Origin of the sequence: Streptococcus pneumoniae, assembly GCF_001457635.1 — a bacterium.
In the GTDB taxonomy this organism is placed as follows: domain Bacteria; phylum Bacillota; class Bacilli; order Lactobacillales; family Streptococcaceae; genus Streptococcus; species Streptococcus pneumoniae.
Genome location: NZ_LN831051.1, coordinates 305,292 through 330,345, shown reverse-complemented (window position 1 = coordinate 330,345; position 25,054 = coordinate 305,292). Strand labels below are relative to the sequence as shown.

General features: G+C 36.2%; 27 protein-coding genes and 3 pseudogenes. 28 read left to right on the top strand and 2 right to left on the bottom strand.

Going from position 1 to position 25,054, the window contains the following annotated elements; all coding sequences use genetic code 11:
• Positions 1 to 100 precede the first annotated feature (100 nt).
• Positions 101 to 392, bottom strand: a pseudogene (locus AT689_RS13780) (IS630 transposase-related protein); the annotation flags it as partial.
• A gap of 242 nt (positions 393 to 634) precedes the next feature.
• On the opposite strand from AT689_RS13780, the gene AT689_RS13240 reads away from it, so the two are divergent.
• The 23 genes and pseudogenes from AT689_RS13240 to AT689_RS01595 all read left to right on the top strand — a co-directional run bounded on the left by AT689_RS13240 (position 635) and on the right by AT689_RS01595 (position 19,471).
• The gene (locus tag AT689_RS13240) at positions 635 to 1,189 is read left to right on the top strand and encodes a glycosyltransferase family 4 protein (RefSeq protein ID WP_001867523.1); all 555 of its coding nucleotides are present in this window, start codon (positions 635 to 637) and stop codon (positions 1,187 to 1,189) included.
• A 126-nt stretch (positions 1,190 to 1,315) separates the two neighbouring features.
• Complete coding sequence (locus AT689_RS13235; RefSeq protein ID WP_001844436.1) at positions 1,316 to 1,501, top strand: hypothetical protein; 186 nt, start codon at positions 1,316 to 1,318, stop codon at positions 1,499 to 1,501.
• Between the two features lie 53 nt (positions 1,502 to 1,554).
• A complete protein-coding gene (locus AT689_RS13230; protein ID WP_016398428.1) occupies positions 1,555 to 1,839 on the top strand; it encodes a glycosyltransferase in 285 nt (94 codons plus the stop codon).
• Positions 1,832 to 2,785, top strand: a pseudogene (locus tag AT689_RS01695) (glycosyltransferase family 2 protein). The gene AT689_RS13230 and the pseudogene AT689_RS01695 overlap by 8 nt, the downstream one beginning before the upstream one ends.
• Positions 2,786 to 2,794: 9 nt before the next feature.
• Positions 2,795 to 4,411: an ATP-binding cassette domain-containing protein gene (locus AT689_RS01690; RefSeq protein ID WP_000288029.1), complete on the top strand. Its 1,617-nt coding sequence runs from the start codon at positions 2,795 to 2,797 to the stop codon at positions 4,409 to 4,411.
• A 303-nt stretch (positions 4,412 to 4,714) separates the two neighbouring features.
• Positions 4,715 to 5,107 carry a hypothetical protein gene (locus AT689_RS13225; protein WP_001844439.1) on the top strand — a complete coding sequence of 131 codons (393 nt, stop codon included), beginning with the start codon at positions 4,715 to 4,717 and terminating at the stop codon, positions 5,105 to 5,107.
• Between the two features lie 195 nt (positions 5,108 to 5,302).
• Positions 5,303 to 5,629: a class II glutamine amidotransferase domain-containing protein gene (locus AT689_RS13220; protein ID WP_000432158.1), complete on the top strand. Its 327-nt coding sequence runs from the start codon at positions 5,303 to 5,305 to the stop codon at positions 5,627 to 5,629.
• A 19-nt stretch (positions 5,630 to 5,648) separates the two neighbouring features.
• The gene (locus tag AT689_RS13215) at positions 5,649 to 6,152 is read left to right on the top strand and encodes an asparagine synthase-related protein (protein WP_000777225.1); all 504 of its coding nucleotides are present in this window, start codon (positions 5,649 to 5,651) and stop codon (positions 6,150 to 6,152) included.
• A 262-nt stretch (positions 6,153 to 6,414) separates the two neighbouring features.
• Complete coding sequence (locus AT689_RS13210; RefSeq protein WP_001290269.1) at positions 6,415 to 6,843, top strand: hypothetical protein; 429 nt, start codon at positions 6,415 to 6,417, stop codon at positions 6,841 to 6,843.
• Positions 6,844 to 6,854: 11 nt separating this feature from the next.
• Positions 6,855 to 7,604, top strand: coding sequence for a PIG-L family deacetylase (locus AT689_RS01660; RefSeq protein WP_001283046.1), 750 nt, complete (start codon positions 6,855 to 6,857; stop codon positions 7,602 to 7,604).
• 12 nt (positions 7,605 to 7,616) lie between these two features.
• Complete coding sequence (locus tag AT689_RS01655) at positions 7,617 to 8,789, top strand: nucleotide sugar dehydrogenase (RefSeq protein ID WP_001017606.1); 1,173 nt, start codon at positions 7,617 to 7,619, stop codon at positions 8,787 to 8,789.
• Positions 8,790 to 9,183: 394 nt separating this feature from the next.
• Entirely contained in the window at positions 9,184 to 10,047 is an 864-nt protein-coding gene (locus tag AT689_RS01650; RefSeq protein ID WP_000570712.1) for an XRE/MutR family transcriptional regulator, read from the top strand.
• A 285-nt stretch (positions 10,048 to 10,332) separates the two neighbouring features.
• Complete coding sequence (locus tag AT689_RS01645; protein ID WP_000933479.1) at positions 10,333 to 10,566, top strand: hypothetical protein; 234 nt, start codon at positions 10,333 to 10,335, stop codon at positions 10,564 to 10,566.
• A 21-nt stretch (positions 10,567 to 10,587) separates the two neighbouring features.
• Positions 10,588 to 11,265 carry a CPBP family intramembrane glutamic endopeptidase gene (locus tag AT689_RS01640; RefSeq protein WP_000738307.1) on the top strand — a complete coding sequence of 226 codons (678 nt, stop codon included), beginning with the start codon at positions 10,588 to 10,590 and terminating at the stop codon, positions 11,263 to 11,265.
• A gap of 11 nt (positions 11,266 to 11,276) precedes the next feature.
• Positions 11,277 to 11,942: a CPBP family intramembrane glutamic endopeptidase gene (locus tag AT689_RS01635; protein ID WP_000720788.1), complete on the top strand. Its 666-nt coding sequence runs from the start codon at positions 11,277 to 11,279 to the stop codon at positions 11,940 to 11,942.
• Positions 11,943 to 12,013: 71 nt separating this feature from the next.
• A complete protein-coding gene (locus AT689_RS01630) occupies positions 12,014 to 13,240 on the top strand; it encodes an MFS transporter (RefSeq protein ID WP_000862424.1) in 1,227 nt (408 codons plus the stop codon).
• Between the two features lie 453 nt (positions 13,241 to 13,693).
• A pseudogene (locus AT689_RS01620) lies at positions 13,694 to 14,140 on the top strand (AzlC family ABC transporter permease); the annotation flags it as partial.
• Between the two features lie 15 nt (positions 14,141 to 14,155).
• Entirely contained in the window at positions 14,156 to 14,308 is a 153-nt protein-coding gene (locus AT689_RS13775; protein ID WP_321969511.1) for an AzlD domain-containing protein, read from the top strand.
• A gap of 103 nt (positions 14,309 to 14,411) precedes the next feature.
• A complete protein-coding gene (locus AT689_RS01615) occupies positions 14,412 to 15,242 on the top strand; it encodes an amino acid ABC transporter substrate-binding protein (RefSeq protein WP_000724951.1) in 831 nt (276 codons plus the stop codon).
• Between the two features lie 153 nt (positions 15,243 to 15,395).
• The gene (locus AT689_RS01610) at positions 15,396 to 16,250 is read left to right on the top strand and encodes a MetQ/NlpA family ABC transporter substrate-binding protein (RefSeq protein ID WP_000694507.1); all 855 of its coding nucleotides are present in this window, start codon (positions 15,396 to 15,398) and stop codon (positions 16,248 to 16,250) included.
• Between the two features lie 99 nt (positions 16,251 to 16,349).
• Positions 16,350 to 17,723, top strand: a complete 1,374-nt coding sequence (locus tag AT689_RS01605; RefSeq protein ID WP_000465974.1) for a M20 family metallopeptidase — start codon at positions 16,350 to 16,352, stop codon at positions 17,721 to 17,723.
• Complete coding sequence (locus AT689_RS01600; protein ID WP_000085677.1) at positions 17,716 to 18,777, top strand: methionine ABC transporter ATP-binding protein; 1,062 nt, start codon at positions 17,716 to 17,718, stop codon at positions 18,775 to 18,777. Before AT689_RS01605 ends, AT689_RS01600 begins: the two co-directional genes overlap by 8 nt.
• A gap of 1 nt (position 18,778) precedes the next feature.
• The gene (locus AT689_RS01595) at positions 18,779 to 19,471 is read left to right on the top strand and encodes a methionine ABC transporter permease (protein ID WP_000444642.1); all 693 of its coding nucleotides are present in this window, start codon (positions 18,779 to 18,781) and stop codon (positions 19,469 to 19,471) included.
• Between the two features lie 29 nt (positions 19,472 to 19,500).
• Here the strand turns inward: AT689_RS01595 and AT689_RS01590 are convergent, their stop codons facing one another.
• On the bottom strand, positions 19,501 to 20,070 hold the full coding sequence (locus AT689_RS01590) for an MptD family putative ECF transporter S component (protein ID WP_000748380.1): 570 nt from the start codon (positions 20,068 to 20,070) through the stop codon (positions 19,501 to 19,503).
• 134 nt (positions 20,071 to 20,204) lie between these two features.
• On the opposite strand from AT689_RS01590, the gene AT689_RS01585 reads away from it, so the two are divergent.
• The 5 genes from AT689_RS01585 to nrdI all read left to right on the top strand — a co-directional run bounded on the left by AT689_RS01585 (position 20,205) and on the right by nrdI (position 24,898).
• The gene (locus AT689_RS01585) at positions 20,205 to 20,819 is read left to right on the top strand and encodes a YesL family protein (protein WP_000532354.1); all 615 of its coding nucleotides are present in this window, start codon (positions 20,205 to 20,207) and stop codon (positions 20,817 to 20,819) included.
• On the top strand, positions 20,797 to 22,467 hold the full coding sequence (locus AT689_RS01580) for a sensor histidine kinase (RefSeq protein ID WP_000800592.1): 1,671 nt from the start codon (positions 20,797 to 20,799) through the stop codon (positions 22,465 to 22,467). The genes AT689_RS01585 and AT689_RS01580 overlap by 23 nt, the downstream gene beginning before the upstream one ends.
• An 11-nt stretch (positions 22,468 to 22,478) precedes the next feature.
• On the top strand, positions 22,479 to 23,765 hold the full coding sequence (locus AT689_RS01575; protein ID WP_000278864.1) for a response regulator transcription factor: 1,287 nt from the start codon (positions 22,479 to 22,481) through the stop codon (positions 23,763 to 23,765).
• Positions 23,766 to 23,816: 51 nt separating this feature from the next.
• Entirely contained in the window at positions 23,817 to 24,350 is a 534-nt protein-coding gene (locus AT689_RS01570; protein ID WP_000729037.1) for an ABC transporter permease, read from the top strand.
• A 77-nt stretch (positions 24,351 to 24,427) separates the two neighbouring features.
• Entirely contained in the window at positions 24,428 to 24,898 is a 471-nt protein-coding gene (gene nrdI, locus AT689_RS01565) for a class Ib ribonucleoside-diphosphate reductase assembly flavoprotein NrdI (RefSeq protein ID WP_000849618.1), read from the top strand.
• Positions 24,899 to 25,054 lie beyond the last annotated feature (156 nt).

Here is a 25,054-nt window from a genome sequence, read left to right as displayed (position 1 = left end):
GAAACAAAAAAGGGCATTAGTACTTCTATAACAGTATCGCAATCTCTGGTGTGCGTTGTCTCGATCTTAATTCAAATAATTATATCTTCTTCCAGAGAGACTAACTGCCTGCTCAAGGCTCGATCATATTCGAGATAAAAATAGGTCTCAACCCCTGTCTCATAAATATAAATAGGAGTCAGGTAGCTTAAGTGATTCAATTCTTTAAGGAACCGATTTACTTTTTCTGGGTCTTGTTCGCAGTAGGTACGGCTCTTTTTTAGACTATATCCCATAGCCTTTAGAGCGTAATGAATAGTTGTTGGAGGACAGTTGAATTCAGCAGCTATTTCAGTCAAATAAGCATCGGGATGAGTTTCAATATAGATTTTTAATTTATCTCTATCAATTTTTTCAATTAATAGTGGAAGTTTTTTTGAAGTTAGTGTATTGAAACGTTTTTATACAGTGCTAAAATTTGAAGTGTAATGCAGATGTATTTGTAATAGTATTATAGCAATTCTTTGGAGAAGGTCGAGACAAGATAAAATAGGTATCTTTGAGATATAAGCATGATTTACTATAAAATTATTGAGTTATTCATAAAAATTTCTCTATCAAATATCATAATGCGTCGTTTAAGGAGATGGTTACAATGCAATATAGTTGTGGAAAAATAAATATTAATATCCCTGATGGATATGGAGACATTAAGGATATAGTGTTTTCGGCTCATATTATAGTTAGGTATAATAATGGACATTGTGGAGGTATAGATCCGCATATAATTGGACTTTGTAAAAAGCAGATCAGAAGGATGTCTCTATATCCTATTTTGATAATCGTATCTAGAGATTCAAAGGTTATTGATGATTATAAAAATTTAGATATTGCCTATGTTGATTGTACTCAATGTTCAAATAATTTTGAAACTGCCTTACACGTTAAAAATATTTTAAAATTATTAAAAATCCAACTTATACACTGTCATGGCTACTCAACTAATTATTTTTTATATATGTTAAAAAAACTTGACAAGAATGGATTTGGAAAGGTTAAGACAGTGATAACATGCCATGGATGGGTTGAATATAACTTAAAAAAGAAATTCTTGACTTATTTTGATTTTTGGACATATTCTATAGGAGATGCTTTTATTTGTGTATCTGAAACTATGAAAAAAAGATTGGAGAGTATAATAAAAAAATAAGAAGATAGTTGCAATAAATAACGGAATTAATGTATCAAATAGCGATTTAGATGTAGTAGGTGTTCAAGACTTTAAAAAAGAATTTTGTATTCCAAATAACAAAAAATCATTTGTTATGTTGGAAGGTTGGATCCAGAAAAAAGGCCGGATAGATTCCTTGAATTTGCAGAAAAATTATTTTTAGTCAGAGAAGATGTGATTTTTATTATGGCTGGAAATGGTAGTATGTGGGCTGCTTTGAAAGAAAAAATTTGCTATTTGAAATGTAGAGATAATTTCAGGTTACTTGGTGAAATCTATCCAGTACTATAGTTTACCAAATATCGGATTTATTGTATATTCCTTCTGATACAGAAGGAATACCTATGTGTGTTTTAGAGTCAATGTCACAAGGAACTCCGGTTTTAGCTAGTAATGTTGGCGGGTTAAGTGAAATTATTGAACATAGGGTTGATGGATTTTTATTTGAGAAGGAAGATGTTGAGGGAGTGTGTGCTTGTGCTAATTTTTTACTCAATGATTCTGAGTATTTGAAATATGTAGGTGAGAATAGTAAATCAAAAATAAGAAAACATTTTTCTGTGCAAAAAATGTTTGTAGAAACCATGAGAGTATATGATGAATTATTAGAGAAGAGTAGTCATGGATAGGAATATAGATCAAGAATTAGTAAGTATTATAATACCAACACATAATAGGTATGAATCTCTGATTAGAGCTGTGAAAAGTTGTTTACATCAAAGTTATAAAAATATCGAAGTTATAATTATTGATGATAATTATAGTAATGTAAATTTAAGAAATAAAATTATCCATCAATTTGGCTATACCAATCATAGAATTAAGTTAATTTTAAGTAATGAAGATTTAGGTGCAACTAATGCCAGAAACATAGGTATCAAAAATTCTAGAGGTAAGTATATATCATTTTTAGACGATGATGATGAATATATGCCAGATCGAATTTTAAAGTTGATGGCTTGTTTTAAAAAGAGTAGAATGAAGAATTTAGCTTTAGTTTATAGTTATGGAATAATAATTTATCCAAATGGTACACGAGAAGAGGAGAAGACCGATTTTGTTGGAAATCCCTTGTTTGTTCAAATGGTTCACAATATAGCAGGTACGTCATTTTGGTTGTGTAAAAAAGAGGTGCTAGAATTAATTAATGGTTTTGAGAAAATAGATTCACATCAGGACGGTGTTGTTTTATTAAAACTACTTGCTCAAGGATACCAAATTGATATAGTGCGAGAATTCTTGGTGAATTACTACGCTCACAGTAAAGAAAACGGTATCACTGGAGTGACACAAAAAACAATTAATGCAGATGAAGAATATTATAATTACTGTAGGAAATATTTTAATTTATTGAGTTTCAACGAGAGAATATTGGTTACAAAGAAATATTATTCTTTAAACATAAAGCGGTTACTATTTAATAGGAGACAAATGCAAGGCTTTAAAAGTAATCAAGAAGGCAAGAGAAGAAAAAATTTTTAACGAATTTCTTTTTTAAAATATATGTTATTATATCATTTTGGTTTTTTCTATTGTATATATGACAACTATGTTCAATTAAAATTTAGAAAGTGAGAAACTATTGTGTATACTATTATAAAATCAAATATAAAAAAATTTAGTTTATTAACGATATTTATTGTTGCTGGTCAATTATTGCTAATTTATGCAGCAACTATTAATGCTCTGGTGTTGAATGAATTAATTGCGATGAATTTAGAGCGGTTTTTGAAATTGTCAATCTACCAAATGATTGTCTGGTGTGGGATAATATTCCTTGACTGGGTAGTGAAAAATTATCAGGTTGAAGTGATCCAAGAGTTTAATCTAGAGATTCGAAATAGAGTTGCCACAGACATCTCTAACTCTACCTATCAAGAATTTCATAGTAAATCATCAGGAACATATCTTTCGTGGCTAAATAATGATGTTCAGACTTTAAATGATCAGGCTTTTAAACAACTTTTTTTAGTAATAAAAGGAATTTCTGGTACTATATTTGCAGTTGTGACTCTTAATCACTATCATTGGTCATTGACTGTAGCCACCTTGTTTTCATTAATGATTATGCTACTTGTACCAAAAATCTTTGCATCGAAAATGCGAGAAGTTAGTCTAAATTTAACTAACCAAAATGAAGCTTTTTTAAAATCTAGTGAGACTATATTGAATGGATTTGATGTGTTAGCGTCCTTGAATCTTTTATATGTATTGCCTAAGAAAATTAAAGAAGCAGGAATTTTATTAAAGATGGTTATACAAAGAAAGACAACTGTAGAAACGTTAGCAGGCGCTATTAGCTTCTTTCTCAATATTTTTTTTCAGATATCTCTCGTTTTTTTAACAGGCTATCTTGCAATAAAAGGAATAGTGAAAATTGGTACTATTGAAGCAATAGGAGCACTAACAGGTGTTATTTTTACAGCGCTAGGTGAATTAGGAGGTCAATTATCCTCTATTATTGGTACGAAGCCTATTTTTTTAAAATTGTATTCAATTAATCCAATTGAGTCAAATAAAATGAATGATATCGAACCAAATGAGGTGAATAGAGATTTTCCGTTATATGAAGCAAAAAATATTTGCTATAAGTATGGAGATAAAGAAATATTAAAAAACTTAAATTTTTGTTTTCAACGTAATGAAAAGTATTTAATTTTAGGTGAAAGTGGAAGCGGGAAATCTACATTATTAAAATTATTGAATGGCTTTTTGAGAGATTATAGTGGAGAATTGCGATTCTGCGGGGATGATATAAAAAAAACCTCCTATTTAAATATGGTTTCGAATGTTCTATATGTAGATCAAAAAGCTTATTTGTTTGAAGGTACGATTAGAGATAATATTTTATTGGAAGAAAATTATACTGATGAAGAAATACTACAGTCTTTAGAGCAAGTTGGTTTGAGTGTAAAAGATTTTCCTAATAACATTTTAGATTATTATGTTGGTGATGATGGGAGATTACTGTCAGGAGGGCAGAAACAAAAAATTACTTTAGCTAGAGGGCTAATTAGAAATAAGAAAATAGTATTAATTGACGAGGGAACTTCTGCTATCGATAGGAGAACTTCGTTAGCGATTGAACGTAAGATATTAGATAGAGAGGATTTGACTGTCATTATTGTTACCCATGCTCCGCATCCGGAACTTAAACAATATTTTACTAAGATATATCAATTTCCAAAGGATTTTATTTAAGAATATAGGGGAGGGAAACATGAGATTCTATTGTGAAGCTTATGAGGTAATTACTGAAGAGAAAAAAGTATACTTTAATGATATTGAGTTAGAAGTTAAGTATTCCTCTGTCGAAGAATTGTTTATAATATGTGAGAAATTATTAGATAAGAAAAAAGTATCATTTTTTTATGTATATGAGAAACCCTTAAGGTATCTGTTATTTGACTATATATTTCTACTAGTTCTAGCTAAAAAAATATCCCAATCTTAGATGGAGTTTCCAATAAGCAAGTTGATCCAACGTTGCTGCATCACTTTTCTTTGGAAATTGAAAAGAATTTTATCGATTTTTGCTATAAAAATATGGATCTCATCCTAAAAACTCAAAGTATATCTTTGTGTCATAGAGAAGAGCTTATTATTGTAGATGTTTCAGATGACTCTAAATTTGGTGTTTTTTACAAGCGTTTTAGAACACTGGTTGATAAAAATAACGGAAAATATGTTTGTGTTTATAATTTCAGTCGTGTTTCAGATATACTGCAAAACTGGAAAAATTATTGCAATCGAAAATTTTCGGTTACGTTTACTGAAAGCCAATTTGAATTATTTAAGCTTTTATATAATCAAAAAAATTTTAAAACAATTTCGTTGCTATTTGGAAAAAAATTGTTGCTGGAGGAATTATCTATTATAGCGATCTTACTAATATAGAATACTTTTGTATTTTTTGGTGGGATAGTATGTTTGGGAAAGATTCTATTGGAAAATACGTATATGTAGAAGAGATTAGTAGATGTCATTTTTTAGATAGAAATTATTCTTTTTGTTATGGTTTACAAGATTATAAAAGTAAACTTATTAAATATTTTTTAGAATAGTTAATCTATTCGAGAGAGATAAAGAAATATGGAAAATACTTTATTGAATATCACAGGAAGCTTCGATATGGAAACTAGGAATCTAATTAGTTATTCTTTAACTGATATCTTTGAAACAGATAAAATAAGAATTGAACTTCTTGGAGAAATTTATTATAAAAATATAAAGTTGGAATTGCATGAATTCGCTGGATTGTATAAGATTTATGGAATTAGCTTAATAAAGAATATTACCGGAATGTTTTTAATTATAATTTTTGATACGAAGACAAAAGAATTAAAAATTTTTCAAGATATAACGACTTCATACTTTAATTTATACTATACTGTTTATGGAGGTGTGTTCTATATATAGTACATCTTTAAAGAAAGTGATGAAGTTATCTCATGTTCCCGTTACCTTAAATAACAAAAAAATACAAGAATTTATGAGAAATGGATTTATTTTAGATTCAAATACTTTAGTAACCGAAATTAATAAATTAGAATATTTCTCTTACATTTCTGTAAATAATACTCTTCGTATATGTGGTATTGATTATAATGATTCAAACAATTTTACTAAAGAACAAGTATTAAAGAATTGGGACTCTATGCTACGTGAATCTATATTAAGAGTGTATAGTGAAGCAGGAGAGGCTAATATTACACTATCATCTGGTTTTGATTCAAATTATATATTATATACATTAGCGAATTATACGAATTCTTCAATTAATGCATTTTGCATAGGAGGAGAAAAAGGAATTAATGAGATTCCTGAAGTAACTAAAATTGCAAAATTTTATGGTATAAATTTATTAGTTGATACTGTAATGAGCCCAAGATTTAGAATATTTTCCCGATATAGTATGGAGATTGGAAGGAAGTCTCTTTGAATGTGGTGTCATACTGCAGTACTATTTAGGCAGGTTGTTGTTCCAAAAAGGGAACACAAGTATTCTTTGTGGCGAGTCAGCGGATGAAATAATGACTTTTAAGTATCATTCTGTGAACTACAATCAATTTTGTAATGATAAACAGAAGTCAGTATATTTTAGTTATTCCGACTATCCATTTTATGTTACAAATTCAATTGTTTTAAAGAAAAATAGCCTACTTTTGCATAGTTTTGGCATTCATCCTAGATATCCATATAAAATGTCTGAGATTGTTGAAATGTCTAAAAAAATATCAGATCTAAACGATAAAAAAGAATTTCACAAAAAGAACTGTGAGTTGAGGTTTCAAGATAGTGTTCTTGATAACATAAATAGTGTCCCGGGTACAACTCATTTATTTAGTTGTTTAAATATTCAAACATTAGTAAAAATTATTTTATATATTTTTCGATACAACAGTTGTATGAAAATATTTAATTTTAGAGATAAAGAGCTTATCTTTTTTAATAAGATTGTAAATGGGCTGATACAAAATATTGAGGAGAATTTAGAGGATGATATTGAAAGGATATTGAAATATTTATATATATGTTTATTTAACGAAATATTCATTATTAAGAATAAGGTGAATTTTTTTGATGATGTGGAATTTAATCAGACACTTAGTGAGTTTTTAGATAAATTGTAGAGGGAATGGTTATGAGTGACAATACTAAGTATATCTTTTTATCTCCACATTTAGATGACGCAATTTTTTCCTGTGGTGATTATATTTCAAAATTAACTTCAGAAGGAGAAATTGTACTTGTTATTACTATATTTTCTGGTTACCCTTTGAGCCAACAGCTACAGCCCTCTGCTAAGCAATTTCATAAGTTGTGTAACCTTGGGAAATATCCGATTGAAGAAAGGAAGAAAGAAGACAGGTTAGCTTGTGAACGTCTACAATGTGATTTTAGACACTTATCGTACTATGAATGTCTCTATAGGAAAGATAGAAATGGCAATTTTCTATACCGTCATATCTATAGTAAATTAAAAAATGAGGACACATTAAAGAATGATATCATAAAAGAGCTGTTAATGCATTTAGACGACAAATGTGTCGTATATTGTCCGCTTTCACTTGGTGACCATGTTGATCATGTTTTTGTGAATAGTATTGGAAGGGCGCTTGAATTTATGCGTTATAAAGTAATATATTATGAGGACTTCCCATATGTAAGTGATAGTAGTATGGTTAGTTATATGGGAAAAACTAAAGAATTAAAAATGTATCAAGAGGAACTTGATGAAAAACATTATATTGATAGAATATCATCAATATTGTGCTATAAATCTCAGATTTTGATAATCTGGAAATCAGTTGAAAAACTTTTAAACAATATTAAAGAGTTGTATTTAAGGAATGGGGCAGCTTATTCTATTAGATTTTGGATTAAGAAATAAGGAAGTAGTTTTATGAATATAGCAGTAATTGGTTTGGGGCATGTTGGGCTGGCCTACGCGTTACTATTTGCATCTAAATATAAAGTTGTTGCATATGATATAGATTCTGTAAAAATAAATAATTTAAAAAAGGGCACTCTTCCATCTAAAAATGAAGAGCTTATGAAGTTTTTTTGCGAGAATAACTTAAATATTACTTTTTTTGATACATTTTCTGAAATTAAAAATAATATTGATTATTATATTATTGCGCTTCCGACAGATTATGATGAGAAAATTGGTAGTTTTAATACATATGAAATCGAACAAACGGTATCGAAGATTCTGAGGGTAAAACCTAATGGAAAGATTATTTTAAAGTCAACAGTTCCGATCGGCTTTTCAAACAAATTAAAAAGGCTGTTTGATACAAAAAATATCATTTTTGTCCCTGAATTTTTGAGAGAAGGTTGTTCTATATATGATAATTTATATCCAAGTCGCATAGTTGTTGGAGATGAGACAGTTGAAGGAAGAAAAATTGCAGAGTTGTTCCTTTCGATTAGTACTCATAGTACTGCCAATATTAAAAATGTTATGTTAGTTTCTCCTACTGAAGCAGAAGCAATTAAGCTTTTTTCTAACACATTCTTAGCTCTCCGTGTTGCTTTTTTTAATGAACTAGATTCTTTTGCTGAGAGGAGAAGTTTAAATGCTGAAGTTGTAATAAAAGGTGTTTGTTTAGATCCAAGAATTGGAAATTTTTATAATAATCCTTCTTTTGGATTTGGAGGATATTGTCTTCCCAAAGATACTAAACAATTAAAAAAAGAATTTATAGAAATAAATGCCCCAGTGATAGAAGCGATTGATATTTCAAACACAAATAGAAAACAGTTCATAGTTAAACAAATATTGGAACGAAAGCCAAAGATAGTAGGAATATATAAATTGGGGATGAAATATAATTCAGATAATTACAAAGAGTCAGCTATTTTAAGTATAATTAATGAACTATTGATTGTCGGTATAAAAATTTTAGTATATGAACCAAATTTAAACGTTAGTATAGATAACGTAATTTTTGAAAAGAATTTTGAACTATTTATAAAACAAAGTGATCTAATTGTTGCAAATAGATGGGATAGGGACCTTGAAGCTTATAAAGATAAAGTTTACACAAGGGGGATCTGGATAAGAGATTAACTATTGATATTAAAAAGGCAATAATTTATAAAATTTGTACAAAAAAATGTTAAATTTTCACATTTTCATAGTATACTGTTTAATAGAAAGTAGGTTCTTTGTAACCGCTCCATTATAAAATCCTTTCACTCTTCCGGTATACTATTAGGAAAAACATAACTGGAGGATATTTTGAGCTCACACCTCATCGTTCCAGTGGCTGTTCCCCAAGCTCGTGTACTGCCCAAAAAAGTTAGACATTCTATTTAGAACGAGGATTGAGTTCTGTATTGTACAAGGCTCGGTCCTTTTAGAGTCAGCTTAAGGCTGGCTTTTTCAATCACCAAAGTGTCAGAATGTTTTGACAAATGAACACAAATAATGATATAATATGCAAAAGCTAGGAGGTGGTAGGATGATTGAAAAAATGGAACTGGGGGAATTTTACAAGGAATTGCGCTTGGCGAGAAAGCTCAAGCAGTCAGATGTGGCTTGTGCTGGACTAACAGCCTCTCAGTTGTCCAAGTTTGAACTAGGACAGTCTATGCTGTCTGCAGACAAGCTGATCCTAGCCATCCAAGGGATCAATATGAATTTTGATGAGTTTGGGCACAAACTCAACAACTATCAAGAATCTCCACATATGCGAATTGGTAGAAGGGTTGTGGATTGCTTTTCCCATCAGGATATAGCTGCTTTAGAGCAGCTATTGGAGGAAGTCGATCAAGAACAGATGGCGCAGACCTATCGTCGTTTGAATGCCATTGTGATTAAAAATGCACTCCATTCCTTAGATAAAAGCTACCCGCTAACAGAGGAGGATAGCGAGTTTTTGACTACCTACCTCTACGCTATTGAGTCTTGGACCTGGTTTGAACTCTATCTTTTTTGCAATACTATGCCCTTCTTGAGCAATCAAGATCTGATCTTTTTATCAACCTCCTTACTCGAAAAATCCAAGGAATTTAAAGAGTTAGTACACAATCGATGGTATATGAAAAGTGGTTATCTTAATATCATCTCAGAACTTATGGAGCGCAAGCTATTTTCTTATATTCCAATCTTTGAAGCTGAGCTGGAGCGCATGCTCCGTCCATACGATGTTTTTGAAAAAGTATTGTGGCAGTTTTTAAAGAAAATGCAGATTTTTCTTCAAACCAAAGGAAGCAATCAAAAAGAGATTGAACACTTTATCCAATCTCTGCAAGTATTAGAAAATCCACAATTGACAGCCCTTTTTGAATTGCGTTTGCAGCAATACAAAGAGCTTATCGATTAGTTAGAAATGGGAAAAAGATAATAATATCAGCAACGATCGTCAATAATGTTAAAACTTGTTTCTTCATATTACTTCCCTCCTCATTAGTAATAACTTTATTATACCAGGGAAATAATCAAATCTACCAAAATCGCAAATCTGAAATTTCTATAAGAAAAAATATCAAATATGCGATTTTCTAAAATAAGCCAATTTCCGTGTTATACTGTCCTTGTAAAACATTTGAAGCAAATCCTAGGTCGCAGAAGTGGTTTACAAATGAAGATAATTGAAGGAGTGTAAAAGATGTTAAATTTACAATTTGCAGAAACAATGGAATTGACAGAAGCTGAGTTGCAAGATGTTAGAGGAGGCAACCTCGTAAATTCTATGGGAGGTGGTGGAAGAAGTGGTATATCTGGTTGGGGCGTCCCAGGAATTTACCCTGGTTGGGGCAATCAAGGGATGAGTCCTAATCGTGGAGCTTTTGATTGGACTATAGATTTAGCAGATGGATTGTTTGGCCGCCGTAGAAGATAGGCTCTTATAGGAGATAATAGGATGAAGAAAATGAAAGAAGTGAAATTTCACCTAGCAACTGGCTTGTTGATTTTGACTTATTACCTCATTTTTAATGTCACATCAGACTTAGATTTTATGGTTGCTTTGTCTGATAATATGTACTATGTGTTCCAAGTTTTATTGGTACTTATTCTGGGAACTATAGCTACAATTGCTTTTGTCAAAAGTGAACATTGGAAAGAGTGTGGTCGTTTCCAGTTTCGTTGGTCTTACCTGGGTGTTTTCCTTCTTTCTTTTTTCTTATTGTTCGTGTGGGCAAATCTAACAACCTATATCTTTCCTCGTACCCAGAATGGAAGTACAGTCGTAGAAGTAGCCACCAGTTTAACAGGAATTAGCTATTTTGTTACGCGAATACTTTATACTAGTATTATCGCACCTGTATCAGAAGAGGTTGTTTGTCGTGGTCTTTTGATGACAAGTTTATCTAAAGTTAATAGATACTATCTTGATGTTCTTGTTTCCGCTGCCATATTTGGCGCTATGCATGTTTTGCAGTATGGTTGGATAACGACAGATTTCATAAAGTATTTTGGAATGGGCTTGATATTTTGTATGATGTTTCGCTACACCCGATCCATCTATTGGGCTATAGCTCTGCATGCTTCATGGAATAGCTTCTTACTCATTGTTACTTTATTGGTATTTGGATATTAGAAAGGTGATATATGAAAAAGATAATCTCACACCGCTACTTTATTATAGTTTTTCTACTAGTTATTGCTGACCAGAAGTTCAGTGTTTTAGTTTTACGCAGCGACCTTGTTGCTGGGCTATCTGACTTTGCCTATTATCTGTCGGATATGATGTTGAATTTTCTTGTGGTTTTATTTGCTCTTATTGCTATGATTTGGTCGGGGAAATGGCAGAAAATCAATAGTAGAAAGTTTAAAGGATCCTATCTTTTCTATTCCTTCCTAGCTCTGCTTGCTTTTGTTGCTTGGAATTTTGTCACCTTTTTTCTTTTCCCACCTACTCGAAATGAAATTTCTTATCAACATGCTGCTCCTACTTTTACAGGAGCTACGGCATTTTTGATGTATTTTTTTTATCCTGTGATTGCAGGTCCCATTTTTGAAGACATGATTTATCGTGGATTAGTGATGACTGCTCTGGAAAAAGGAAAGAAATGGGGGCTAGATGTACTTGGTTCCGCTGTTTTATTTGGGGTCTCGCACATTAGTAATCACGGTTGGGTCTTGACAGACTTTGTCTTCTATATGGGTGGAGGTCTTATATTTGCAGTCTTATTTAGAATGACAAAGTCAATTTATTGGCCTATTGGACTGCATATAGTCTACAATGGTATTGGTCAGCTTTTGATGTTACTGTAATTTTGGTTGTTAGTAGTATCGCGGTCTATTCTTGGGGAAAGATTCCCATTTGAATTTAAAAAGGAGTTGTAATGAAAGTATTTCTTCAAAATAGAGATTTTAGGCAATTAACTATCAACCAGTGGATTTCAACGCTTGGGGATACGATTTTTTATCTGGCCTTCCTGAATTATGTGGCAGATGCGTCTTTTGCCCCTTTGGCGATTTTACTTATCACGATTTCAGAAACCCTTCCCCAAGTTCTACAAATCTTTCTGGGAGTTTTGGCGGATTTTCAACATCATCGTGTCTTGAAATACACAGTCATTAGTTTTACAAAATTTTTGCTTTACTCTATAGTGTCCCTATCGCTTTCAGGGCAGTCTTTTTCCTTGTTGCTAGTAACCTTTATTTGTCTGATTAACCTCTTGTCTGACACATTGAGTTATTTTTCAGGCGCCATGCTCACTCCGATTTTCATTAGAATTATTGGGCAAGATCATCTGGCAGAAGCTATTGGATTTAAACAGTCAACTGTTAGTTTAGTGAAAACAATCAGTAATATCCTAGGAGGAGTCTTACTAGGTATTCTATCCATCCAGTTTATTTCCTTACTGAACGCTCTTACCTTTTTAATCGCATTTTTAGGTATCCTCTTCATAAAAACTGACCTCTTGAAAGTAGAAAAAACGATTAGCTATCAAGAAGGACTCTCTGTAAAATCCTTTTGCCAGCATTTGCTCCAATCATCGAAATTGATATGGAATATGAATAAGGTGCTCTTGGTTTTGTTTATTATCTCTACTAGTCAAGCAGTGATAAATGTTACAGTTCCTGTCTCTACTCTATTTTTGAGGAATCAACCCTTTTTGAATTTACAAACAGGTCAATCTCTTGCCTTGCTATCCACTTTTGAACTGTCAGCCCTGATTGTCGGAAGCCTTGTAAGTGGCTATCTGCAACATACCATTTCCATAAAAACAGCTCTCTATGCCTCACTTGTCATCCAGTTGCTTCTTCTAGTAGGATTTGCCACAGTTCGTTTTGACTGGATTCTCATCTTTAGTACCTTGGATGCCTTTTTCGCAGGTGTTCTCTCTCCTAGATTGCAAGAACTCGTCTTTAAACAAATACCTGAGGAGTCAATGGGAGCAGTTCAATCTTCTATCAGTGCCATTACGGTTGTTTTACCTAGCTTATTTACAATATCTTTGGTAACCATTGCTACTAGCTTTGGAACTCTGGCAGTTAGCTTTGTTTTATTGCTATTTCTTCTAGTTGCCTTTGTTATGCTTCTGAATATTCGTGAAAGTATTTAGTGGAGAATTTCTATAATATATGTTTGAGACTGGATTGCCAGTCTTTTTATGATGGTCAAAATCAACAGACTTTTTTCTCTTTTCTGAATGTGTTATAGTAGACTGAATCTAAAATAGTACGAAACAATTGCTAAAACATTTATAGAAATTAATTTTACTTTCCCAATCGATTTGTTCATATCTTATTTCAATCTGCTATATAATAGTCCATGCTATGGCTGGATTCTTTTCAGTCTACTTATACTCTTCGAAACTCTCTTCAAACCACGTCAGCTTCACCTTGCCGTAGTACGGTTACTGACTTCGTCAGTTCTATCCACAACCTCAAAACGGTGTTTTGAGCAACCTGCGGCTAGTTTCCTAGTTTGCTCTTTGATTTTCATTGAGTATTATTAAGACAATATGAGGAGAAAGATGAAAGAAAAAGGATTTTAGGAGGGGGCGCAGGCAGCCATGCCAACGGCTCTTGGCTATGTCAGTATCGGCCTGGCCTGTGGGACTATCGGTGCGCCCTATGTGACACCTGTTGAGATGGGCTTGATGAGTCTCTTTGTTTATGCTGGGAGTGCCCAGTTTGCCATGTTGGCACTGATTGTGGTTCAAGCTCCTGTGGCAGCTATTGCTATGACGGTTTTTCTAATCAACTTGCGTCTCTTTTTGTTGAGTTTACACGCATCGACTTATTTCCGTCATACCAGTCTTTGGTACAATATCGGTATGTCTAGTATCTTGACAGATGAGACCTATGGCGTTTTGATGGGTGAATTGGCCCATACAGACAAGGTAAATCCTATGTGGATGCACGGAAACAATCTTAACAGCTATGTGGCTTGGTTTGTGGGGACAGTAGTCGGAACGGCTCTGGGTGGCCTGCTACCAAATCCAGAAATCTTTGCCTTGATTCTTTCAAGCGTAGTGACAGGTAAGGTTGGGAGCCTTCCTCAAATTAAATGGCTAGACTTCTTAGCCGTCTTTCCAACAGCTTGGGTAGCCTTTCGCTACCGCAATCTAGTCGGAACAGTTCTCTTTGGAGTGGTCTTGATTGCCATCTTGCGTTTGGTCTTTTAAATTACCCATAAAAAAAACTTATCACAGAGATAGATATCATATAATGGCGTAAATGCTCTTTTTCTGTTAAGATTATAAGGTATTCTATTTTGGAGGAAATGACATGAAAAAAATCGTTAAATACTCATCTCTTGCTGCCCTAGGACTTGTTGCTGCAGGTGTGCTTGCGGCTTGCTCAGGGGGTGCTAAGAAAGAAGGAGAAGCAGCTAGCAAGAAAGAAATCATCGTTGCAACCAATGGATCACCAAGGCCATTTATCTATGAAGAAAATGGCGAATTGACTGGTTACGAGATTGAAGTCGTTCGCGCTATCTTTAAAGATTCTGACAAATATGATGTCAAGTTTGAAAAGACAGAATGGTCAGGTGTCTTTGCTGGTCTTGACGCTGACCGTTACAATATGGCTGTCAACAATCTTAGCTACACTAAAGAACGTGCGGAGAAATACCTCTATGCCGCACCAATTGCCCAAAATCCTAATGTCCTTGTCGTGAAGAAAGATGACTCTAGTATCAAGTCTCTCGATGATATCGGTGGAAAATCGACGGAAGTCGTTCAAGCCACTACATCAGCTAAGCAGTTAGAAGCATACAATGCTGAACACACGGACAACCCAACTATCCTTAACTATACTAAGGCAGACTTCCAACAAATCATGGTACGTTTGAGCGATGGACAATTTGACTATAAGATTTTTGATAAAATCGGTGTTGAAACAGTGATCAAGAACCAAGGTTTGGACAACTTGAAAGTTATCGAACTTCCAAGCGACCAACAACCGTACGTTTACCCACTTCTTGCTCAAGGTCAAGATGAGTTGAAATCATTTGTAGACAAACGCATCAAAGAACTTTATAAAGATGGAACTCTTGAAAAATTGTCTAAACAATTCTTCGGAGACACTTATCTACCGGCAGAAGCTGATATTAAATAATTTCTTGAAATCATCCATTCTGAGTAAGGTGGGTGGTTTCTCAGTTTTTAGGGATATAGTTTTAAACTATATATCTGACTATCTAATAACAATTTGTGAAATCAAACAAATTGTGAGATACTAGTACGGTATTATTTTTAAGGAGAAAGAATCATGAAAATCAAAAAATGGCTTGGTCTAGCAGCCCTTGCTACAGTCGCAGGTTTGGCTCTTGCAGCTTGCGGAAACTCAGAAAAGAAAGCAGACAATGCAACAACTATCAAAATCGCAACTGTTAACCGTAGCGGTTCTGAAGAAAAACGTTGGGACAAAATCCAAGAATTGGTTAAAAAAGACGGAATTACCTTGGAATTTACAGAGTTCACAGACTATTCACAACCAAACAAAGCAACTGCTGATGGCGAAGTAGATTTGAACGCTTTCCAACACTATAACTTCTTGAATAACTGGAACAAAGAAAACGGAAAAGACCTTGTAGCGATTGGAGATACTTACATCTCTCCAATCCGCCTTTACTCAGGTTTGAATGGAAGTGCCAACAAGTACACTAAAGTAGAAGACATCCCAGCAAACGGAGAAATCGCTGTACCGAATGACGCTACAAACGAAAGCCGTGCGCTTTACTTGCTTCAATCAGCTGGCTTGATTAAATTGGATGTTTCTGGAACTGCTCTTGCAACAGTTGCCAACATCAAAGAAAATCCAAAGAACTTGAAAATCACTGAATTGGACGCTAGCCAAACAGCTCGTTCATTGTCATCAGTTGACGCTGCCGTTGTAAACAATACCTTCGTTACAGAAGCAAAATTGGACTACAAGAAAGCACTTTTCAAAGAACAAGCTGATGAAAACTCAAAACAATGGTACAACATCATTGTTGCGAAAAAAGATTGGGAAACATCACCTAAGGCTGATGCTATCAAGAAAGTAATCGCAGCTTACCACACAGATGACGTGAAAAAAGTTATCGAAGAATCATCAGATGGTTTGGATCAACCAGTTTGGTAATAAGAAACAGGGAGGTGGGAGAGAAAATTCCACCTCTTGCTTTTGTATAGAGTATAGATTGTAAAGAAGACTATTCGTTCATAGAAAGGTAGAGAGAATATGTTTTTTCCTAGCGAACAAGAACAGATTGAAAAATTTGAAAAGGATCATGTAGCCCAGCATTATTTTGAGGTTTTGCGTACCTTGATTTCTAAGAAATCAGTCTTTGCCCAGCAGGTTGGACTCAAGGAAGTCGCAAACTATCTGGGTGAGATTTTCAAGCGTGTTGGAGCTGAAGTGGAGATTGATGAGAGCTATACAGCGCCCTTTGTCATGGCACATTTCAAGAGTTCGCGTCCAGATGCCAAGACCTTGATTTTCTATAACCACTATGACACTGTGCCAGCGGATGGGGATCAGGTCTGGACAGAGGATCCTTTTACGCTTTCGGTCCGCAATGGCTTCATGTATGGGCGTGGGGTTGATGACGACAAGGGTCATATCACAGCTCGCTTGAGTGCTTTGAGAAAATATATGCAGCACCATGATGATTTACCTGTCAATATCAGCTTTATCATGGAGGGAGCGGAGGAATCGGCTTCAACAGACCTAGATAAGTATTTGGAAAAGCATGCAGACAAACTCTGTGGGGCGGATTTGTTGGTCTGGGAACAAGGGACCAAAAATGCCTTGGAACAGCTGGAAATTTCTGGTGGCAATAAGGGAATTGTGACCTTTGATGCCAAGGTAAAAAGCGCTGATGTGGATATCCACTCGAGTTATGGTGGTGTTGTGGAATCAGCTCCTTGGTATCTCCTCCAAGCCTTACAGTCTCTTCGTGCTGCGGATGGCCGTATCTTGGTTGAAGGCTTGTACGAAGAAGTACAAGAGCCCAATGAACGAGAAATGGCCTTGCTAGAAACTTATGGTCAACGAAACCCAGAGGAAGTTAGTCGGATTTATGGATTGGAGTTGCCTCTCTTACAGGAGGAGCGGATGGCCTTTCTAAAACGTTTCTTTTTCGAGCCAGCGCTTAATATCGAAGGAATCCAGTCTGGTTATCAAGGTCAGGGTGTTAAGACTATTTTACCTGCAGAAGCCAGTGCAAAGCTAGAGGTTCGTCTGGTTCCGGGCCTAGAACCGCATGATGTTCTGGAAAAAATTCGGAAACAACTAGACAAAAATGGCTTTGATAAGGTAGAATTATACTATACCTTGGGAGAGATGAGCTATCGAAGCGATATGAGCGCACCAGCCATTCTCAATGTGATCGAGTTGGCCAAGAAATTCTATCCACAGGGTGTTTCAGTCTTGCCGACGACAGCGGGGACAGGACCTATGCATACGGTCTTTGATGCCCTAGAGGTACCAATGGTTGCATTCGGTCTAGGAAATGCCAATAGCCGAGACCACGGTGGAGATGAAAATGTGCGAATCGCTGATTATTACACCCATATCGAATTAGTAGAGGAGCTGATTAGAAGCTATGAGTAGAGATATTATCAAGTTAGATCAGATCGATGTGACTTTTCACCAAAAGAAGAGAACCATTACAGCGGTTAAGGATGTGACCATTCACATCCAAGAAGGGGATATCTACGGAATCGTTGGATATTCTGGAGCAGGAAAATCAACCCTTGTACGGGTGATTAACCTCTTGCAAAAACCATCTGCAGGGAAAATTACCATTGACGACGATGTGATTTTTGATGGTAAGGTCACCTTGACGGCAGAGCAGTTGCGTCGTAAACGTCAAGATATCGGGATGATTTTCCAGCATTTTAACCTGATGAGCCAAAAGACAGCAGAGGAGAATGTAGCCTTTGCCCTTAAACACTCTGGACTCAGCAAGGAAGAAAAGAAGGCTAAAGTAGCTAAGTTGTTGGACTTGGTTGGTTTGGCAGATCGTGCTGAAAACTACCCTTCACAATTATCTGGAGGGCAAAAACAGCGTGTGGCAATTGCGCGTGCCTTGGCCAATGATCCAAAAATCTTGATTTCAGACGAGTCAACTTCTGCCCTTGACCCTAAGACAACCAAGCAGATTTTGGCCTTGTTGCAAGATTTGAACCAAAAATTAGGCTTGACTGTTGTCTTGATTACGCATGAAATGCAGATTGTCAAAGACATTGCCAACCGTGTTGCAGTTATGCAGGATGGGCATTTGATTGAAGAGGGTAGTGTGCTTGAAATCTTCTCAAACCCTAAACAACCTTTGACTCAAGACTTTATCTCAACAGCTACAGGTATTGACGAAGCCATGGTCAAAATCGAGAAGCAAGAAATCGTGGAACACTTGTCTGAAAACAGTCTCTTGGTGCAACTCAAGTACGCTGGAGCTTCAACAGACGAGCCACTTTTGAATGAATTGTACAAGCATTACCAAGTAATGGCTAATATTCTCTATGGGAATATCGAAATTCTCGATGGTACTCCTGTTGGAGAATTGGTGGTGGTTTTGTCAGGTGAAAAAGCAGCGTTGGCAGGTGCCCAAGAAGCCATTCGTCAAGCAGGTGTACAACTAAAAGTATTGAAGGGAGTACAGTAAGATGGAATCATTGATTCAAACCTATTTACCAAATGTCTATAAGATGGGTTGGGCTGGTCAGGCAGGCTGGGGAACGGCTATCTACTTAACTCTTTATATGACAGTTCTTTCCTTCATTATCGGAGGCTTCTTGGGGCTAGTGGCAGGTCTCTTTCTCGTCTTGACAGCGCCAGGTGGTGTCTTGGAGAATAAAGTCGTATTCTGGATTTTAGACAAAATTACCTCAATTTTTCGTGCGGTTCCCTTTATCATCCTCTTGGCAATCTTGTCACCACTTTCTCACTTGATTGTTAAAACAAGTATCGGGCCAAATGCAGCCCTTGTCCCACTTTCTTTTGCAGTCTTTGCCTTCTTTGCCCGTCAGGTGCAGGTTGTCTTGGCTGAATTGGATGGCGGTGTCATTGAGGCGGCTCAAGCGAGCGGAGCGACTTTCTGGGACATCGTGGGTGTTTACCTATCAGAAGGTCTTCCAGATTTGATCCGTGTGACGACTGTGACCTTGATTTCCCTTGTTGGGGAAACAGCTATGGCCGGTGCGGTTGGAGCTGGTGGTATCGGTAACGTAGCCATCGCTTATGGATTTAACCGCTACAATCACGATGTGACCATCTTGGCAACCATTATTATCATTTTGATTATCTTTGCAATCCAATTCTTGGGAGATTTCTTGACTAAGAAATTGAGCCATAAATAAAAAAGAGCCGCGTGGCTCTTTTTAACTGATCAGATTTTCTGTGCAAATTTTTTACTCAAGGCTTGTCCAATCAAAGCACCCACTAGGGCTCCGATGACAATACTTGCGATAAATAGAAGGACAGTTCCAGGGTTTGGAGCGACCATGATACGGTCGATATATTCTTGGGATTTTCCTCTTGCCAGAAGAGTAGCCATATAGGCTTTGGGCGCAATCCACATAAGCAAGATTGGTCCTGTTGTACTAAAGGCGAAAATAATGAAAGAAAGGAAGTTCTTTGTTTTGTCCTTGTATTTTCCTAAATGAGCTACTTCATCTGCTAGGAGGCCACAGATAATTCCAGGAAGGAAGGAACCAGCACCGTGTTTAGTTCCCAAGAAAAAGAAGGCAATGACAAGGCCGATAGTGGTAATGGCTCCAAAGCGCGGAACTTTTGCGACTAGGATCATATAGACGCTACCGCCGACAAGGGCAGTAAAGGCAGGCGCATAAAACATGTTTCCAGTTTGGTCAAAGAGATTGCCCAAAAGGACACCAATCCCCATGCAGAGGAAGTAAAGAACTGCAAAAAGCAGTGTAGTTAAGATAGATTTCTTCATGAATTGTCTCCTGATAATTTTTTCACAATTCTCATTTTACCATGGTTTGGTGGGATTGTAAATGGATACTAGAAGTTTTTGAAAACGCTTGAAATATGATATAATGGTTTCATAGTTATTTTTAGGGGAATATCATGGGTAGATTTTTAGACTTTGTCTTTAATCGTTTCTTTTTAGGGATGATTGCGACAGCCTTCTTTTGGCTATTAACTTTAGCAGGAGGGATTATCCTTGGTCTAGCGCCGGCTAGTGCCACCTTGATGAGCTTATATGCAGAACATGGTTATAGCTTTCGGGAATACAGTTTGAAGGAGGCTTGGTCTCTTTACAAGCAAAATTTTGTCTCAAGCAACCTGATTTTCTATAGCTTTTTAGGTGTGGGTCTAGTTTTGACCTATGGTTTGTATCTCTTGGTGCAATTGCCTCATCAGACCATTGTTCATTTGATTGCGACCCTTTTGAATGTCTTAGTAGTTGCCCTGATCTTTTTGGCTTATACAGTATCTTTAAAATTACAAGTTTATTTTGCCTTGTCCTATCGAAATAGTCTCAAATTATCCTTGATTGGCATCTTTATGAGTCTAGCAGCTGTGGCCAAGGTTCTCCTTGGGACTGTGCTACTTGTAGCAATTGGTTACTATATGCCTGCCCTGCTATTTTTTGTAGGAATTGGGATGTGGCATTTCTTTATCAGTGATATGTTGGAACCTGTCTATGAAATCATCCATGAAAAATTGGCGACAAAATAGAATGAAGCAGTTTTGGCTACATACGCTTCTAAGAACCTATAGTTCAGTGATGATCATTATCATTGCGAGTTTTGCAATCTTACTCTCTTACGCTGACTGGGATTCACGTGAAAAGGAAGCCCAGAGAGTAGCCCAGCGTGTAACTGCTAGAACAGTGAGTGAAATTGAATATTACCATAGAGAGTCAACCCAGATAGCTCAGGCTTTAGTTGAAAATCAAGCTCGTATTGAGGGAATCTATAAATACTTTAGCCTTAGCATGCCAGACTATTTTTACTGGCAATTAGAGCGGAAAGCTTCGCCTTATATATCAGTCTCTCTGTATGAAAATGTTGATGACCTCTATGTTCGAAATGATTTTGTAACTGGAGTGGCCATTGCTTTTCAAGATTACAAGGAAGTCTATGTTTCTACTAAAGACAAACGTAGTGGAGAAAAAATCAGGGCTGAGGATTTCAAACCAGCAGGAAATAGTTTTGCCATTCCGGTGTCAGATCCAGTGTCAGATCAAGATTTAGGAGTGATTTACATCTCCTTGGATCCTGCTGTTTTATACCATGCCATTGATAATACTAGAGGTAATACTCCGATGGCAGTAACAGTGACCTCACCTTTTGATACGGAGATTTTTCATATTGGTGAGACAGTTGATAAGGAGAGTGAAAATTGGCTAGTTGGCTTAACTTCTCATGGATATCAGGTTCAGGTGGCAGTTCCTAAAAACTTTGTTTTACAAGGAACAGTGACTAGCTCTGCTTTGATTGTGGGTTTGAGCCTTCTCTTTATTGTCATTCTTTATCTGACTTTGAGGCAGACTTTTGCTAATTACCAAAAGCAGGTAGTGGATTTAGTAGAATCCATTCAAGTCATTGCTCAAGGCGAAGAGGGTCGTCGGATTGACATTTCCGAGAAAGATCAGGAATTACTCCTAATCGCGGAGACGACCAATGATATGTTGGATCGATTGGAAAAGAATATCCATGATATTTACCAGTTAGAGCTTAGTCAAAAAGATGCTAATATGCGAGCCTTGCAGGCGCAAATCAATCTTCATTTTATGTATAATACGCTGGAGTTCTTGCGCATGTATGCAGTTATGCAGAGTCAAGATGAGTTGGCAGATATCATTTATGAATTCAGTAGTCTCTTGCGTAACAATATTTCCGACGAAAGAGAGACCCTCCTCAAACAGGAATTAGAATTTTGCCGTAAATACAGCTATCTCTGCATGGTTCGCTATCCCAAGTCCATTGCCTATGGTTTCAAGATAGATCCAGAGTTAGAGAATATGAAGATTCCTAAGTTCACCTTGCAACCGCTGGTAGAAAATTATTTCGCGCATGGTGTTGACCACAGGCGGACAGATAATGTGATTAGCATCAAGGCTCTTAAACAGGATGGTTTTGTGGAAATTTTGGTGGTCGATAATGGTAGAGGAATGTCGGCTGAAAAGTTGGCAAATATCCGAGAAAAATTAAGTCAGAGAAATTTTGAACACCAAGCCAGCTACAGTGATCAAAGGCAGTCTATCGGGATTGTCAATGTACACGAGCGTTTTGTGCTCTATTTTGGAGACCGCTATGCCATTACTATAGAGTCTGCAGAGCAAGCCGGTGTTCAGTATCGTATTACAATTCAAGATGAGTAGAAAGGGAGAAAATGTATAAAGTATTATTAGTAGATGATGAGTACATGGTGACAGAAGGTCTGAAGCGTTTGATTCCCTTTGATAAGTGGGATATGGAGGTCGTCGCAACAGCCAGTCATGCCGATGAAGCTCTAGAATATGTTCAGGAAAATCCTGTCGATGTCATCATTTCCGATGTCAATATGCCAGACAAAACAGGGCTTGATATGATTCGGGAGATGAAAGAGATCTTACCAGATGCTGCCTATATCCTGCTCTCAGGTTATCAGGAGTTTGATTATGTAAAAAGAGCAATGAACCTTAGTGTGGTGGACTATTTGGTCAAACCTGTTGATAAGGTAGAGCTGGGAAATCTGCTGGAGAAGATTGCAGGTCAGCTCGGCGAGAGAGGGAAGAAAAGTCAGACTCTTAGTCAAGAATTAGACGAGGCTGGATTTGTTAGTTATTTAGGGGATAAGGAGAATTGGTGGATAGGTCTATCCAAGGAAAAACAAGGTTCCTTCACCATTCCCTACTATGTCTTGGGTCAAGCCTGGCAGATTTTCATTTCTGACCAACCCCTAGATGGTTTAGTCGTTACACCTTTTGAAGCTCCTTATCAAGAACATTTTGAACGCTGGAAGCTGAATGCTGAGAAAACCCTCTTTTACGGTTCTGTAAATCTGCAGCAGTCTGAGAGTCTCTTTGCCTATTACGAACCGATTTATAGGGTTATCATTCAGGGAAATCTCAATCAAATCGTAGAAGAGTTAAATCTCTTGGAGAAGGTAGTTCTTGAAAATACGCCGCGAATTCCGATTACTAAACAGCTTTTTATCCAGTTTGTCATGGATGTCTTCCATTTATTTGAACATCTCAAAGCTGATGATATGACGGACATTGTCAAAACCATTCATGCTATTCAATCCTTCGATGAATTGGTTTCTTATATCAAGGAAACTCTGATCAGCTTTTTCGGTCAATACCGTATGAATGAAAATGTGGTCAGTGTGCTGGAAGTCATTGGTCGTGATTACCAAAAAGAGCTTTCCCTCAAGGATATCAGTAAGGCCCTCTTTATCAATCCTGTCTATCTAGGGCAGTTGATTAAGCGTGAAACCGATTCGACCTTTGCAGAGTTACTAAACAAACAACGTATTAAGGCTGCCCAGCAGCTCTTGCTTTCAACCAGTGACAGTATCGAAGATATTTGTTATGCTGTTGGTTACAGTAACCTTGGATATTTCTATAAAGTTTTCCGAAAATTGTGCGGAAAATCGCCAAAAGCCTACCGAAAACAGGTAGAAACTATACTATAAGATTTGTATTCCTTTACAAAATGTGCTATAATATTATCAGGAGGTTCTATCATGAAAAAGAAACCAATTTATCTATGGGTCTTGCTAATCTTGTCTGCCCTTATTTCAGTTCCGTCTCTGTTTGGAATTGTGAGTCCCTTGCCTAGTAAAGAAGCCCTTCGTGTTGCTCAGAAACAAGTTGCAGGGGTCAATGCTCAGCAATTAGAAGACCAGCTTAATTATACCTATAGAGTAGCAGAAGCATCTCATTCTATTTTTAATGTTGCTTTGATTGTGCTATCTACTATTTTAGTGGTCGTAGCGATTGTCTTCCTTGTTCGTAAAAATTTGCAATATGCAAACTATACTTACGTTGGCTATGTTTTGTTAGCTATTATTGGTTCGATTTATGGCTATGTTGGTTTACAAGACGCTGTGCAGTTGGTTCAAGATGAGAGCATGCGTTTGACAGTGAGTATTGGTTCAAAAGCTGTTAGCATTTTCTATATCGTCATCAATGTTCTCTTCCTAGCCCTTGTCTTCTATAAGATGTGGCGACAACAGAAAGCCTTGGCAGAAGAAGAGGAAACAGAAGAGCTTGCCTAAGTATTGACAAAAAAGAACTATCAAGATACAATCTTGGTAGTTATTTTTTGATTATAGATAAAATCATGGAGGTACATATGAAGACAATTTCTTTAGTTTATATTAGTTTGAGTGGCAACACTGAAAGTTTTGTGACGCGCTTGAAAGACTATCTCTTGTCCCAGTACAAAGGGATTGAGGTTCAAAAGATTCATATCAAGGATTTGGTCAAGGAAGGCAAAAATTTCTATGAAATGGACCATCTCTATGTCGCTTTTTTGCCGACCTATCTCGAAGGTGGGAATGGCGTGGATAACGGAGATGTTGAGATTTTGACAACACCGGTGGGAGATTTTATTGCCTATGGTAACAATGCTAGTAAGTGTTTTGGTGTGGTTGGGTCAGGAAATCGTAACTTTAATAACCAATACTGCCTAACAGCCAAGCAATACAGTCAACGCTTTGGCTTCCCTGTATTGGCTGACTTTGAAATGCGAGGCATGCTGGAAGATATCAAACATGTCGCAGCTATTATCGCAGATTTGTATGAGTTGGAAAAGGAGAATTAATACTCAATGAAAATCAAAGAGCAAACTAGGAAGCTAGTCGCAGGTTGCTCAAAGCACAGCTTTGAGGTTGCAGATAGAGCTGACGTGGTTTGAAGAGATTCTCGAATAGTATAAAGTTCTTATAAGAGGTGGTTGAAGTTGTTCAACTGTTTTTTG